This is a genomic window from Streptomyces sp. NPDC026575 (assembly GCF_055567415.1).
This window is the reverse complement of sequence record NZ_JBVHQM010000046.1, coordinates 1-13,779: the sequence shown is the minus strand read 5'-3', so window position 1 is coordinate 13,779 and position 13,779 is coordinate 1. Positions and strand designations below refer to the sequence as shown.

Genomic DNA, 13,779 nt, shown 5'->3' with positions numbered 1-13,779 from the left:
GGCAAAGACCCCGGCTCCGCGTGAACGCCGCGGACTCGGCGGTACCTTCACTGTTCATCCCGGTTGGATGATCACCTGTATGAAGGTTCGCGCCCGACCTTAGTAACCGAGCTGTGATCGCTTCAAATCCTCATAGGAAAAATCTGCGCCACAAACCCCATCCTTTACCAACATCACACAGGCTGTGAGCGCCAATTGACACTGAGAGACGGATGGCAAGCGATTTTCTTCCGCGGTCCGGAAGTCCGAATCTCACCCGTCAGGTACGGGCAAGTCGCTTGAGCAACAGGGCCGATGCGACCGGCCGCGCCCCGGCCTTCGCCACACCGTCGGCCACTTCCCGGTCCGTGGAGACCACGACGACCGGACGGCCGGGCGGTTCGGCACGTACGAGTTGACGAATCAACTCATCGGCCGTTACGCCCGGTTTGCTGAACAGGACCCGGACGCCGCGCGGGGGCGCGAGCAGCACCGGCGCGGCCAGCTCCGCACCGTCGAAGACGCAGGTCATCTCGGCGCCGGTCTGCGCCGCCAGCACCGCGAGCCCGCCCAGGAGGCGCAGCCGCTGCTTGTCGAGCGGCATGGTCGGATAGCCGGTTTTGGTGACGTTGTAGCCATCCACCACCAAATGCGCCTGGGGCAGCGCCAATAGCTGGTCGAGCAGCGCCGGGTCGGTCTCCGACAGCGCGCGCGTCGCGATGTCCTTGGGCGTCATCCGGCCCGGCGCGACCGCGTCGACGGTGTCGGCCGGATGGACGTTGGCGGGCGGCAGCGCCAGCTCGCGGCGCAGCCCCTGGGCGGCGTCCAGAACGGTGTCCAGCAGCAGCCGCAGCCGCATGTCCTCGACGCTGCGCCCCTCGCGGACGGCTCGCCGACTGGTCTCCAGCGACGCCTCGACCTCGGCGGTCCGGGCCTTGAGCCGGCGCACCTCGCTGTCCGCGGCGTTCTTCTCGGCGGCCGCCCGGTCCCGTACGTCGGCCAGTTCGGCCTCGGCCTTGCGCACCGCGGCCTCACCGCGCTTGACGTCGCTGAGCGCGCTGCGCAGCTTGCGGCGCAGCGTCTCGTTCTCCTTGCGGGCGGCCTCCAGGTCCGCGCGGATCTGCTCGGAGTCCGCCCGCGCCTCGTCGTGCGCCTGCGCCAGCTCCGCGCGCAGCCGGGACAGCTCCCGTTCGGCCTCCTCGCCGGCCCGCTCGGCGCGCGCCCGCTGCGCCTCCTCGCCGGCCGCCGCGACGAGCTTGACCCAGCCGTCGGGCCGCAGCACATAGGCGGCCGCGGCGACATCGAGCGGATCGGCGGCGGCGGGCGGGGTGCCGTGCTCCAGCGCCTCGGCGAGCTCCGGCTGGGCCTCGCGCAGCTTGCCGGCGATCCGCTGCCGGAAGACCGCGTCGCCTTCCAGCGCCGCGGCCATCGCGTTTCCGGCGAACTTGGCCCGGCGGGTCGGCGTGAACCGGGCGTACTGCCGCAGTGGAGCCGGGAGTTCGGCGACGGTCAGCGCGCCGAAGGACTCCGCGGTGAGCGCCACGACCCGGCGCCGGACGCCCTCGGGCAGCGGGCGGTCGAGCACCTCGTCCGCCGCACCCGCAGGTGCGTCGTCGCGCTCGGCCCCCGGCTCCCCTTCTGGACGGTCCACCACGGCTGCATCGCTCCGATCTCAGGCGCTCGCGCCCGGACGGTCCACCAGCTCGATCTGGTCGACCGCGTTGCACCAGCGGCAGCGCACGGACTCGATGCTCTCACTGAGGACCTCGCGCTCCTCCACCTTCGGCTCCCCGGCCAGGTCCAGGTGGACGTACTCCACGACCTTGGCCTGACGGGTCACGTCGAAACGGGTGAGGTTGCCGCACAGCGTGCAGCGCCACCGGGTTTCGGCCGTCGGCAGGGGAACAGACATCGTGTCGTCCTCTTTCATGCTCGTCGATCTCATGCTGCTGCGCCGTTCACGCGGTGCGCCGTCGGACTGCGGAAGTACGCAAGGTACTGCCTGCAACCCTACGGCCTGATGGGGGGCCGGTGCGGGCCCCGCCCAGGAGCCGGGACGCGGCGAGGCACTCTGTCCCGATTGCCCGCATTACGCCATGATCACTTCATGACGGCGCCGGCTCCCCCACCCCGTTCACCCCGTACTCCGCGCTCCGCGCGCGCCGATTCGGCCCGCCCATCCGGCCTCCTCCCCCGCCCGCCGCACCCCACCCGGTCCCTGTCCGCGGTGTTCTCGCGGCTGACGAATGTGCTGATCGGCCTGTGCTGCGTGGTCTTCGTGACCGGCCCCGTCTGCACCCTGAACCGGATGTACGGCACCGGCGACGCCCTGCTGAAAGCGCAGACCGCGTACTTCGAGCGGTGGGGCGTGATCCCACTGGAGCTCTGGAGCGGTTCGCTGCGGGCGCTGATCACTCCGCTCACCGCGCTGTTCGTGCACGGCAGCTGGCTGCATCTGCTCGGCAACATACTGTTTCTGTACGTCTTCGGCGGGATGGCCGAGGCGCGGATGGGCCGGCTGCCGTTCGCCGCCTTCTACCTCATCATCGGCTACCTGGCGCTGCTCGGCTACGCGGCCGCGCACGCCTCCTCGGGCCAGACGCTGGTGGGCGCCTCCGGCTCGATCGCCGGCGTCCTGGGCGCCTTCCTCTACCTCTTCCCCAGGGCCCGGGTCACCAGCGTCTTCCCGTTCCTGTTCTTCCTTCCGCTGCGCTTCCCCGCCTGGATCGTGCTGCTGTTCTGGTTCTTCCTCCAGTGGCAGGCCGCCCAGGACGACCCCCGCGGTCCCGGCGTCGCCTACCTCGCACACGTCGTCGGCTTCGCGCTCGGCTTTCTGTACGCCTGGGTCCGCTACCGGAGGGATAGTGTGGGGGCCACCAGGGCGAATGACCCGGCGACCGAGGGAGAGAGCCAGCCGTGATCACGTCGATCGTGCTCATCAAGACCAGCGTGGACCAGATCCCCGAGATCGCCGAGAAGATCGCCGCACTGGACGGCGTCAGCGAGGTCTACTCGGTCACCGGCGCCCACGACCTCATCGCCATGGTCCGGGTCGCCGCCCACGACGACCTGGCGGACGTCATCCCCGGCCGCATCAGCAAGATCCCCGGCGTCGCCTCCACCGAGACGCACATCGCCTTCCGCACGTACTCCCAGCACGACTTGGAGGCGGCGTTCGCGATCGGGCTCGACGCCTAGCCCGTCCGCTGCGCTTGGCCGGCTTCCCACGTAGTCGTCTGCGGCGCCGTGCTGGTTTCTCGCCGTGGCGCCTGGCGGCGGGCGGTTGTTTGTCGGGTGCGGTGACAGCCCTACGGACTCCGTCCTACGGTCTGTCCCCTCCCGTGGGTGGGGGTTGGGGAGGCCGGTGGGGGCGGGCCCAATCCGCCCACTACCTGCGCATACGGGATGACGTGCACCCCCACGGTTTTTTCCCACCCTCAACGGGAGGGGGCGGGCCGGAGGGGCTGGGTGTCCGGACGTAAAGCGCAGCAGTCCGGACACCCAGCCCCGGAGGACCGACACCGGCACCCGAACAGCCCCGCGCAGCGGACCCAGCCCGCCGCAGGCGAGACGGCGCACGGCGCCGCAGCCGAAAACGTGGGAAGGCTCCCCGCGTCAAGAAGACGCGGGTACGCAACGGCCGTCCTCCGTGCGGTAGTTCCACCGTGCGCCGTCCGCGATGAGTTCCTTCACCGCGCCGACGAAGCGGTCGATGTGCTCGTCGGGGGTGCCGGCGCCGAAGCTGACGCGGATGGCGTTCAGGGCGCGCTCGCCGGGGGCCGCCTCGGGGGCGCCGCACTCCCCGGGGTCCTGCGGCTCACTGCCCAGCAGGGTCCGTACGAGCGGGTGCGCGCAGAACAGGCCGTCGCGCACGCCGATGCCGTACTCGGCCGACAGCGCGGCGGCGAAGTGCGAGCTGTTCCAGCCCTCGACGACGAACGAGAGCACGCCCACCCTCGGTGCGTCGTCGCCGAAGAGGGAGAGCACCTTGACCTCGGGCACCTCGGCCAGGCCCGCCCGTACCCGGGCGATCAGCGCCTGCTCGCGGGCGACCAGGGTGTCGAAGCCGGCCTCGGTGAGCGCCTGGCAGGCGGAGGCGATCGCGTAGGCGCCGATGACGTTGGGTGAGCCGGCCTCGTGCCGGGCCGCGGTGGTGTGCCATTCGACGTCCACACCGCCGTCGGTGCGCCGGGAGACCTTGCGACTGGCGCCGCCGCCCGCCAGGTACGGCTCGGCGTCCTGCAGCCAGTCCGCGCGGCCGGCCAGCACCCCGGCGCCGAACGGCGCGTACAGCTTGTGGCCGGAGAAGGCGACCCAGTCGGCGTCCAGCTCGGCGATGTCGAGGGGGTGGTGCGGGGCGAGCTGCGCCGCGTCCAGCACGATCCGCGCGCCGTGGGCGTGGGCCGCGGCCGCCAGCTCCCGTACCGGCCACAGCTCACCGGTCACATTGGACGCACCGGTCACGCACACCAGCGCCGGCCCGTAGGGCTCGCGCTCGGCGAGCGCCTTCTCCAGGATGTCCACCGCCTGCTGCGGGGTGCGCGGCGCGTTCAGATAGGTCACCGCGACGTCCGCGCGCTGCTCCCAGGGCAGCAGCGAGGCGTGGTGCTCGGTCTCGAAGACGAACACCCGGGTGTCGGGCGGGAGTACGGCGGCGAGGAGGTTGAGCGAGTCGGTGGTGGAGCGGGTGAAGACCACCTGGTCGCCGGCCCGGCAGCCGAGGAACTCGGCGATGGTCCGGCGGCTGTTCTCGAAGAGGTCGGTGGAGAGCTGGGAGAGGTATCCGGCGCCGCGGTGCACGCTGCCGTAGTACGGGGCGTAGGCGGCCACGTCGTCCCAGACCCGCTGGAGGGCCGGTGCGCTGGCGGCGTAGTCGAGCGCGGCGTAGTCGACCTCGCCGCCGGTCACGAGCGGGACCAGGACGTCGCGTCCCAGAACCGGCAGCGGGGCGCAAACGGAACTGTCGGCGGCAACGGCGGAAACAGACATGGCGAACTCCCGTGAGAGACAAGCGAATTCGCTGCGGGCGGGCGCGTCAGGGTGCGTCACAGCGCAATGCCGGGGCGCCGCAGCGTGAAAGGAAAAGGGGTGCGGAAAAGGGGCCGTCGGGCCCTATCGCATTCGCTGATTCACGGAAGTTCTCCCTCGGGGACCAGGATCCCTGGCGAGGGATCCGCGCTTGCCGCAGACCTCGCTGCCTGCGGCCTGGTCATCACCCGGGGCACCCCGCCACGGAAGGAGGGTTGCCGGACAGCGGGCCGGGGCCTATGTCGCTGTCACTCGTGACCTGCGCAGCATCATGCCACACGATCATCAACGCGCAAGCCCCGGTCCGCATGACGGACTGGGGCCTGCGTCACACTCTGCGTCACCGGCCGCTCATGCGTTGCTGGCGGCCACCCACCGCTCCAGCGCCCGCTTGGCGGCGCCGGAGTCGATCGAGGCGGCGGCCTTCTCGATGCCCGCGCGGATCTGCTCCGCCAACGGGCCGTCGCCCGGCTCCAGCGCGACCAGCGCGGCCGCGGAGTTCAGCAGCACGGCATCGCGTACCGGCCCGGTCTCGCCGTCCAGCAGCCGGCGGGCCACCTCCGCGTTGTACGAGGCGTCCGCGCCGCGCAGGGCCTCCACCGGCACCAGCTCGATGCCCACGTCCCGCGGGTCGAAGGGCTCCTCGCGCACCGCTCCGTCCCGTACGACCCACACCCGGGAGGTCGCGGTCGTGGTCAGCTCGTCCAGGCCGTCGTCGCCGCGGAAGACCAGCGCCGAGGAGCCGCGCTCGGCGAGCACGCCGGCCAGGATCGGCGCCATCCGGGCGTCGGCGACGCCGGTCGCCTGGGCGCGGACCTGCGCGGGGTTGGTCAGCGGGCCCAGCACGTTGAAGGTCGTGCGGATGCCGAGCTGGCCCCGGGCGTTGGCGACGTGCCGCAGTGAGGGGTGGAACTTCACCGCGAAGCAGAAGGTGATGCCCGCCTCCTGCGCGACCGCGGTGACCCGCTGCGGGGTGAGGTCGAGGTTGACGCCGAGCTTCTCCAGGACGTCGGAGGCTCCGCTGGCCGAGGACGCCGCGCGGTTGCCGTGCTTGACGACCTTCGCGCCGGTGCCGGCCACCACGATCGAGGACATCGTGGAGATGTTGACGGTCTTGGCGCCGTCGCCGCCGGTGCCGACGATGTCGACGCTGGGGCCGGGGACCTCGATCAGCCGGGCGTGCGCGTACATGGTGCGGACCAGTCCGGAGATCTCGGCGACGGTCTCGCCCTTGGCCCGCAGCGCCACCGCGAAACCGGCGATCTGGGCGTCGCTGGCCTCGCCCCGCATGATCTTGTCCATCGCCCAGGCGGTGTCGTCCGCGCTGAGGTCGCGGCCGTCGAGGAGGGCGTTGAGGAGGCCCGGCCAGGTGTGGGCCGCCACGCTGTCGCCGCCTGCCGGGGTCACAACGTTCATGGTCCACGCTCCTGGTGTGTTTCCTGCCTATGCCGTCACCCTATCGACCCGGCAGACATGCCGGAGGGCCCCGTCCGATCGCCGGACGGGGCCCTCTGGGTGGCGTACTGCCTACGGTGCGCTACGAGGCACCGAGGGGATCAGTGGTGGCCGTGGCCGCTGGTGATCTCCTGGTACTCCTCGACCGTGGGCTTGGCGATGACGCTGTCCTCGCCGTAGTAGGACTTCGAGAGCTTGGCGCGCAGCTTCTGCGAGCGCTTGATCTTGCGCTTGACGCCGTTCTCGTCGACCTCCGGGCCCAGTTCGAGCGGCTTGGGCTGCTCGTGCTGCGTCAGCAGGTGCAGCTGCTCCTGGTCGAGCGGCTCGTGGACCTCGATGAACTCACCGTGCGGCAGGCGCTTGATGATGCCGGACTCGCGGCCGTGCAGCACCTTGTCCTTGTCGCGCCGCTGCAGACCCAGGCAGATCCGCTTGGTGGCGATGAAGGCCAGCACCGGTCCGACGAAGAACGCGATCCGGACGAACCAGGTGATGGTGTTGATCGACAGGTGGAAGTGGGTCGCCCACAGGTCGTTGCCACCACCGATCAGCATCACGAAGTACGCGACCAGCCAGGCCACACCGAAGCCGGTGCGGGTGGGCACGTTGCGCGGGCGGTCCAGGATGTGGTGCTCGCGCTTGTCGCCGCGGACCCAGGACTCGACGAACGGGTAGACCGCGATGGCGACCAGGACCAGCGGGAAGATCAGGATCGGGATCAGCACACCGAAGTTGACGGTGTGGCCCCAGAAGTCCCACTCCCAGCCCGGCATGACACGGACCAGACCCTCGGCGAAGCCCATGTACCAGTCGGGCTGGGCGCCCGTGGAGACCTGGTCGGGCCGGTACGGGCCGATGGCCCACACCGGGTTGATGCTGGCGACCGCGGCGATCACCGAGATCACACCGAAGACCAGGAAGAAGAAGCCTCCGGCCTTGGCCATGTAGACCGGCAGCAGCGGCATGCCGACGACGTTGTTGTTGGTCTTGCCGGCACCCGGGAACTGGGTGTGCTTGTGGTAGAAGACCAGGATCAGGTGCGCCACCAGCAGGCCGAGCATGATGCCCGGCAGCAGCAGCACGTGCACCGTGAAGAACCTCGGGATGATGTCGTGCCCGGGGAACTCGCCGCCGAAGATGAACATCTGCAGGTACGAACCGACCAGCGGCATCGCCAGGATGACGCCCTCGATGAACCGCACACCGGTACCGGAGAGCAGGTCGTCGGGGAGCGAGTAGCCGGTGAAGCCGGTGAACATGCCCAGCACGAACAGCAGGAAGCCGAACAGCCAGTTGACCTCGCGCGGCTTGCGGAAGGCGCCGGTGAAGAACACCCGCATCATGTGGACCATCATCGCGGCCAGGAAGACCAGCGCGGCCCAGTGGTGGATCTGGCGGATGAGCAGACCACCGCGGACGTCGAAGCTGATGTTCAGCGTCGACTCGAAGGCCTGGGTCATCCGGATTCCCTGCATGGGCACATAGGAACCGTGGTAGGTGACCTCGGCCATGCTCGGGTGGAAGAACAGCGTCAGGTAGACACCGGTCAGGATGATGATGATGAAGCTGTAGAGCGCGACCTCACCCAGCATGAAGGACCAGTGGTCCGGGAAGATCTTGCGCATGTTGGCCTTGGCGAGGCTGTAGATGCCCAGCCGGCCGTCCGCCCAGTCGGCGATCCGCTCGCCCCGCGGCGCCTGGCCGCGGCGCGGGTTGGTCGCGCCTTGTTCGTTACTCATCCGCGCTCCCAGAAGCTCGGGCCGACGGGCTCCGCGAAGCCGCTCGCGGCCTCCAGGAAGCCGTCCTTCTCCGTGATGTGCAGCTGCGGCAGGGCGTGTCCGGCGGGACCGAAGATCACCCGACCACCGTCAGCGAGGTCGAAGGTCGACTGGTGGCAGGGGCAGAGCACGTGGTGCGTCTGCTGCTCGTACAGGCTGATCGGGCAGCCCACGTGGGTGCAGATCTTCGAGTACGCCACGATGCCCTCGTGGGACCAGGCGAGCTCCTGCTTGTCCTTGATGTTCTGCGGCTGGATCCGCACGAGCATCAGGGCGTCCTTGGCGATGTGCTCGTTGAAGTCCTCGCTGTCCTCCTCCAGGCCCTCGGGCTTGGCGAAGGTCAGCGAGCCGACCGCGATGTCCTCGGGACGCAGCGGAAGGTTGGTGGACTGGTTGACGAGGCGGACGCCCTTCTTCCAGTTCGTCGTGCGCAGCTTGGTCCCCGGCAGCGGACCGAGGTCGCGCAGCAGGACGACGCCGGAGAGCGGCACCAGGGCCAGCGCGCCGAACATCGTGTTGCGGATCAGCTTGCGGCGGCCGAACCCGGACTCCTCGGCACCGGCCCTGAAGTCCGCCATGACCTTGGCCTTGACCTCGGGCGTGGCCTCGATCGGGTGCCGGTCGTCGGCGACCTCCACGTCCGACATCAGCGTGCGGGCCCAGTGGACCGCGCCGGCGCCGATGCAGAACAGCGCCGCACCGAGCGTCAGACCGAGCGCGAAGTTCAGTGCGCTGATGTGGCCGATCGGCCAGATGTAGACGATCTTGTCGATCGGGATGGCCACGTACGAGGCGATGAAGCCGACCGTGGCGATCATGGACACCAGGAAGAGGAGGGCGACGGTGCGCTCGGAGCGCTTGGCGGCCCGCTCGTCGATGTCCTGGGCGCGGTGCTCGTGGGGCGGCAGCCCCGGGTCGGCGAACGGGTTGTCCGCCTTCGCCAGCGCGCCCTCGTGAGCCGTCTCCCGCTCACTGGGAAGGATTTCTTCTGGCACGTCTGCGTGTCGTCCAGTCTCGCTCATGACTTCTTGGCCTTCGTAGTCCGGGCTGCGACCCAGATGGCGACCACTACCAGCGCGCCCAGGCCGAAGATGTAGCCGAAGAGACCCTCGCTGACCGGGCCGAGACCGCCGAGGTCCAGGCCGCCGGGGCTCTCGGATTCATCGCCGTTGACGGCGCCGAGGTACGCGATGATGTCCTTCTTGTTCTGCTTGCTCAGCGAGCCGTCACCGAAGGAGGGCATGTTCTGCGGGCCGGTTTCCATGGCCTCGTAGATGTGCTTCGGGTCCACGCCCTCAAGCGTCGGTGCGTACTTGCCGTTGGTGAGGGCGCCGCCCTTGCCGGTGAAGTTGTGGCACTGCGCGCAGTTGGTGCGGAACAGCTCGCCGCCCTTGCCGACGTCGGCACCATCGGGGCTGTACTGCGACTTCTCCGGGACGGTGGGACCGGCACCCAGCGACGCGACGTAGGCCGCCAGGGCCTCACGCTGGGCGTCGTTGTAGATGGCCTTCTTCCGCGGCACCTGGGCGCCGGGCTGCTGGGCCGGCATGCGGCCGGTGCCGACCTGGAAGTCGACGGCTGCGGCGCCGACGCCGACCAGGCTCGGGCCGTCGGTCGTGCCCTGACCGCCGGTGCCGTGGCAGCTTGCACAGCCGACGGCGTAGAGCTTCTTGCCCTCCTTGATGGCAAGGGACTGGGCGGTGTCATCGGCCTGAGCCTTGTCCGCCGGCGCGAACGCGGCGTACAGCCCCCCGGTGACCGCCAGCGCGAGGAGTAGGACGACGAGCGCCGCCAGCGGATGGCGCCGTCGTGCGGAGAGCTTTTTCACGGATTACCCCGGTGTCAGGATCTTCTGCGTCGATGCTGTGGATATGTCTGTCTGATGCGGAGCCGGCAGGGGCTACTTGATCAGGTAGATCGTGGCGAAGAGGCCGATCCAGACGACATCGACGAAGTGCCAGTAGTAGGACACAACGATGGCCGCGGTGGCCTGCGTGTGGGTGAACCTCTTGGCCGCGTACGTCCTGCCCAGGACCAGCAGGAAGGCGATCAGGCCGCCCGTCACGTGCAGTCCGTGGAAGCCGGTGGTCAGGTAGAACACCGAGCCGTACGGGCCGGACGAGAGCGACAGGCCCTCGTGCTTGACCAGCTCGGTGTACTCGAAGACCTGACCGCCGATGAAGATCGCACCCATGACGAAGGTGACCACGAACCAGGCCCGGAGCTTCTTGACGTCGCCGCGCTCGGCCGCGAAAACGCCGAGCTGGCAGGTCAGGGAGCTGAGCACCAGGATCGTGGTGTTGGTCGCGGAGAACGGAAGATTCAACGCATCGGCGGATTCCTTCCAATACTCGGCGCCGGTCACCGATCGGAGGGTGAAGTACATCGCGAAGAGGGCCGCGAAGAACATCAGCTCGGAACTCAGCCAGATGATGGTTCCGACGCTGGTGAGGTTCGGCCGATTGACCGACGGGTGCGCGTGCCCGGTTTCTACTGTCGTTGCTGTCGCCACGACCGACATTATGTCGGTCGCTTATCCCGCCCTCACTCCGGGGGGTGCCGTTCGGTGTGTCAAGGACGTATGCCCTGCTCGTACGGCCCAATTCGGCGGTCGCCCGAAGGGGGGAAGCGCCGGCCCGCCGGGCCGCCGGCGGGGCCGCCGGAACCCGGTCCTGACGGCCCGTCGGGCAGATCTTGGATGTGTTCAACCCCTCCTGCGGGCACTGGTTGCGGGAGTAGCATCCGGCGCAACAGTGCCACCCGATGCTGTGCCGCTACGAAGAGCGTGGAGGAACGATGCAGGCGACTGCCACGGTGCTGGTCTACAGCGACAACGCCACCACCCGCGAGCAGGTCCGGCTGGCGGCCGGACGGCGCCCCGCCGCCGATGCCCCGCAGATCGAGATCCTGGAGTGCGCCACCGCCCCGGCCGTCCTGGAGGCCCTGGAGCAGGGCGGCATCGACGTCTGCGTGCTGGACGGCGAGACCGCGCCGGCGGGCGGGATGGGCGTGTGCCGGCAGATCAAGGACGAGATCTTCCAGTGCCCGCCGGTGCTGCTGCTGATCGGCCGCCCCCAGGACGCCTGGCTGGCCACCTGGAGCCGGGCGGACGCCGCCGTGACCCATCCGATCGATCCGGTGGCCTTCGCCGACGCCCTGGCCGGGCTGCTGCGCCGCAAGCACCTCGTACAGGCCACAGCGGCCCGCTGACGGTCCCTTAGGGCCCGCAGGACGGCCCCTAGATCTTCGGGCGCAGCCGGGCGTCGTCGCTGGGGTTCTGCTGGCGCTCGGCGGCTCCTGTGGTGGTGGCCTTGCCCTTCAGGGCGCTGCCGGCGCGCCATTCGTTCCACGGCAGGTTCCAGTCGCCGAAGCCGTTGTCGAACGGCGTCATGGTCTCGCCGCCGCTGTTGACGACCTTGACGATGTCGCCGACCCGCACGGTGTTGAAGAACCACTGGGCGTTGCTGGTGGACATGCCCGTACAGCCGTGGCTGACGTTCGCCGCGCCCTGCGATCCGACGGACCAGGGTGCGGCGTGGACGTACTCGCCGCTCCAGGTCACCCGGGTGGCCCAGTAGACCGGCAGGTCGTAGGACTCCGAGCTGCCGGCGGCGATGCCGACGGTGGAACTGCGCATCCGTACGAAGCTCTCCTTGCCGAGCACGACCTTGACGCCGTTGCGGGTGGAGAATCCGGGCTTGCCGGTGGTGACGGGGATGGTGTTGATCGTCGAGCCGTTGCGCCTGACCGTCATCTGGTGCGCCGCCGCGTCGGTGACGGCCTCCACGCGGTCGCCGGTGGTGAGCCGGACGGGCTTGGAGACGCCTCCGTAGAACCCCTTGGCGATCTTCAGGCCGGCCAGGTTGCTGTGCACCGAGATGGTGGCGTGGGCGGGCCAGTACACCTTCGGGCGGAAGTGCAGCTTCTTGTCGTCCACCCAGTGCCAGGCGCCCTCGACGCGCGGCATGGAGTCGACCTTCAGGGCGCTCTCGACGACGGCGCGCGCCTTGGGGTCCTTGATGGGCTTGCTCAGCTCGGCGGTGATCGGCTGGCCGACGCCGTACTCGCCGCTCTCCGGGCCGAAGACCGCGGTCAACTGGCCCGCGACGTCCTTGGTGTTGACCACCAGCGTCTTGCGACCCGGTGTGCCGTCCTCCTCGGTGCTGACCCGCACCGTGTAGCGGGTTCCGGCGGCCAGGGGCGCGGTGGTGCGCCAGTGCCTGCCGTCGGCGCTCAGTTCGCCGTGCACGAAGCGGCCGGTGGAATCGGTGGCGGTCACGTCCGTGATCCGCGCCTCGTCGTCCGTGACGGAGACCTCAAGCGGCTTGTCGGGGTCCGCTTGCCGCTTTCCGTCCGGGGTGTTGGCGGTGATCTGGTCGCCCGCGTCGTAGGGATCGGCGGAGAGCGCTTCCGACGCCGAGCCCCCGCACGCGGCAGAGCTCACCGCGAGGGGCACGAGCAGGAGGCCGCAGCTCAGCACCGTCCGGGTTCGAGGTCTGTGACTCATGACCCAAAAATATGAAGAATCACCTGTCTCAGCGCGCTGGAGGACTGCAAACGGGTGTGTCCCTGCCTGTTCCTGCCGCCCAAACGGGGCGGGCCCGGACACCTGTTGGGGTGTCCGGGCCCGCCCTTGCGGCGTGTCAGCCGTGCTGTGCACGCCTGATGTGCTCTTACTGCGTGCGGTTCTCACCGTGGTAGTACTCGAAGACCCAGCCGAAGAGGCCGACGAAGATCACCGGCAGGGAGAAGTACAGCAGCCACCAGCCGAAGACGACGCCCAGGAAGGCCAGCGCGCCACCGACGGCCAGGGACAGCGGCTGCCAGCTGTGCGGGCTGAAGAAGCCCAGCTCACCGGCGTCGTCCGAGACCTCGGCGTTCTCGTTGTCCTGTGCGCCCGCGTCGACCCGCCGGGCCGTGAAGGCCAGGTAGTAGCCGACCATGATGCACAGGCCGAAGGCGAGGAACAGCGCGGTGGTGCCCGCCGGCTCCTTCGACCACAGGCCATAGACGATCGCCATGGCCAGGACGAAGACGGAGAGCCAGATGAACATCTTGCCCTGGATCTTCACTTGCCCGCCTCCTTGCCGCCGGCGAGGGACTTGTCGTCCTCGGCGCCGTGACCGTTGTGCAGCGCGTCGAGGGCCGCGATCTCCGGGTGGTGCAGGTCGAACGCCGGGGATTCGGAGCGAATGCGCGGCAGGGTGAGGAAGTTGTGCCGCGGCGGCGGGCAGGACGTCGCCCACTCCAGCGAGCGGCCGTAGCCCCACGGGTCGTCGACCTCGACCTTCTTGCCGTACTTCGCCGTCTTCCAGACGTTGTAGAGGAACGGCAGGATCGACAGGCCCAGCACGAACGAGCTGATCGTCGAGATGGTGTTCAGCGCCGTGAAGCCGTCGGCCGCGAGGTAGTCCGCGTAACGCCGCGGCATGCCCTCGGCACCCAGCCAGTGCTGGACGAGGAACGTGCCGTGGAAGCCGATGAACAGCGTCCAGAACGTGATCTTGCCGAGCCGCTCGTCGAGCATCTTGCCGGTGAA

General features: G+C 69.4%; 14 protein-coding genes and 1 riboswitch. Of the genes, 3 read left to right on the top strand and 11 right to left on the bottom strand.

The window, feature by feature from the left end; translation table 11 throughout:
- Positions 1-259 precede the first annotated feature (259 nt).
- Both ACZ4NB_RS37025 and ACZ4NB_RS37020 read right to left on the bottom strand, forming a co-directional pair.
- Positions 260-1,633 (bottom strand): NYN domain-containing protein, encoded by a 1,374-nt coding sequence (locus ACZ4NB_RS37025; protein ID WP_467667443.1) that lies wholly within the window; start codon positions 1,631-1,633, stop codon positions 260-262.
- An 18-nt stretch (positions 1,634-1,651) separates the two neighbouring features.
- The gene (locus ACZ4NB_RS37020; RefSeq protein ID WP_384441105.1) at positions 1,652-1,891 is read right to left on the bottom strand and encodes a hypothetical protein; all 240 of its coding nucleotides are present in this window, start codon (positions 1,889-1,891) and stop codon (positions 1,652-1,654) included.
- Between the two features lie 327 nt (positions 1,892-2,218).
- Between ACZ4NB_RS37020 and ACZ4NB_RS37015 the strand changes: the two genes are divergently transcribed.
- Positions 2,219-2,899, top strand: a complete 681-nt coding sequence (locus ACZ4NB_RS37015; RefSeq protein ID WP_467667463.1) for a rhomboid family intramembrane serine protease — start codon at positions 2,219-2,221, stop codon at positions 2,897-2,899.
- Positions 2,896-3,177, top strand: coding sequence for an Lrp/AsnC family transcriptional regulator (locus ACZ4NB_RS37010; protein ID WP_467667442.1), 282 nt, complete (start codon positions 2,896-2,898; stop codon positions 3,175-3,177). The genes ACZ4NB_RS37015 and ACZ4NB_RS37010 overlap by 4 nt, the downstream gene beginning before the upstream one ends.
- A 417-nt stretch (positions 3,178-3,594) precedes the next feature.
- Here the strand turns inward: ACZ4NB_RS37010 and ACZ4NB_RS37005 are convergent, their stop codons facing one another.
- The 6 genes from ACZ4NB_RS37005 to ctaE all read right to left on the bottom strand — a co-directional run bounded on the left by ACZ4NB_RS37005 (position 3,595) and on the right by ctaE (position 10,761).
- Positions 3,595-4,968, bottom strand: a complete 1,374-nt coding sequence (locus ACZ4NB_RS37005) for an aminotransferase class V-fold PLP-dependent enzyme (protein WP_467667441.1) — start codon at positions 4,966-4,968, stop codon at positions 3,595-3,597.
- 181 nt (positions 4,969-5,149) lie between these two features.
- Positions 5,150-5,267: riboswitch (SAM riboswitch) on the bottom strand.
- Between the two features lie 91 nt (positions 5,268-5,358).
- Positions 5,359-6,423, bottom strand: a complete 1,065-nt coding sequence (gene trpD / locus ACZ4NB_RS37000) for an anthranilate phosphoribosyltransferase (protein WP_467667440.1) — start codon at positions 6,421-6,423, stop codon at positions 5,359-5,361.
- Between the two features lie 140 nt (positions 6,424-6,563).
- On the bottom strand, positions 6,564-8,201 hold the full coding sequence (gene qcrB, locus ACZ4NB_RS36995) for a cytochrome bc1 complex cytochrome b subunit (protein WP_467667439.1): 1,638 nt from the start codon (positions 8,199-8,201) through the stop codon (positions 6,564-6,566).
- Complete coding sequence (gene qcrA / locus ACZ4NB_RS36990; protein ID WP_467667438.1) at positions 8,198-9,262, bottom strand: cytochrome bc1 complex Rieske iron-sulfur subunit; 1,065 nt, start codon at positions 9,260-9,262, stop codon at positions 8,198-8,200. The genes qcrB and qcrA overlap by 4 nt, the downstream gene beginning before the upstream one ends.
- Positions 9,259-10,068 (bottom strand): cytochrome bc1 complex diheme cytochrome c subunit, encoded by an 810-nt coding sequence (gene qcrC, locus ACZ4NB_RS36985; protein ID WP_467667437.1) that lies wholly within the window; start codon positions 10,066-10,068, stop codon positions 9,259-9,261. Before qcrC ends, qcrA begins: the two co-directional genes overlap by 4 nt.
- Positions 10,069-10,140: 72 nt before the next feature.
- The gene (ctaE, locus tag ACZ4NB_RS36980) at positions 10,141-10,761 is read right to left on the bottom strand and encodes an aa3-type cytochrome oxidase subunit III (RefSeq protein ID WP_362614683.1); all 621 of its coding nucleotides are present in this window, start codon (positions 10,759-10,761) and stop codon (positions 10,141-10,143) included.
- Positions 10,762-11,036: 275 nt separating this feature from the next.
- Here ctaE and ACZ4NB_RS36975 point away from each other — a divergent pair, with 275 nt between their 5' ends.
- Positions 11,037-11,450, top strand: a complete 414-nt coding sequence (locus ACZ4NB_RS36975) for a response regulator transcription factor (RefSeq protein WP_467667436.1) — start codon at positions 11,037-11,039, stop codon at positions 11,448-11,450.
- A 28-nt stretch (positions 11,451-11,478) separates the two neighbouring features.
- Here the strand turns inward: ACZ4NB_RS36975 and ACZ4NB_RS36970 are convergent, their stop codons facing one another.
- From ACZ4NB_RS36970 to ACZ4NB_RS36960, 3 genes are all read right to left on the bottom strand, one after another.
- Positions 11,479-12,747: a L,D-transpeptidase gene (locus ACZ4NB_RS36970; RefSeq protein WP_467667435.1), complete on the bottom strand. Its 1,269-nt coding sequence runs from the start codon at positions 12,745-12,747 to the stop codon at positions 11,479-11,481.
- Between the two features lie 166 nt (positions 12,748-12,913).
- Positions 12,914-13,312 (bottom strand): cytochrome c oxidase subunit 4, encoded by a 399-nt coding sequence (locus ACZ4NB_RS36965; protein WP_382867521.1) that lies wholly within the window; start codon positions 13,310-13,312, stop codon positions 12,914-12,916.
- On the bottom strand, positions 13,309-13,779 hold a 471-nt coding region (locus ACZ4NB_RS36960; RefSeq protein ID WP_467667434.1), incomplete at its 5' end, for a cbb3-type cytochrome c oxidase subunit I. The genes ACZ4NB_RS36965 and ACZ4NB_RS36960, both read right to left, overlap by 4 nt.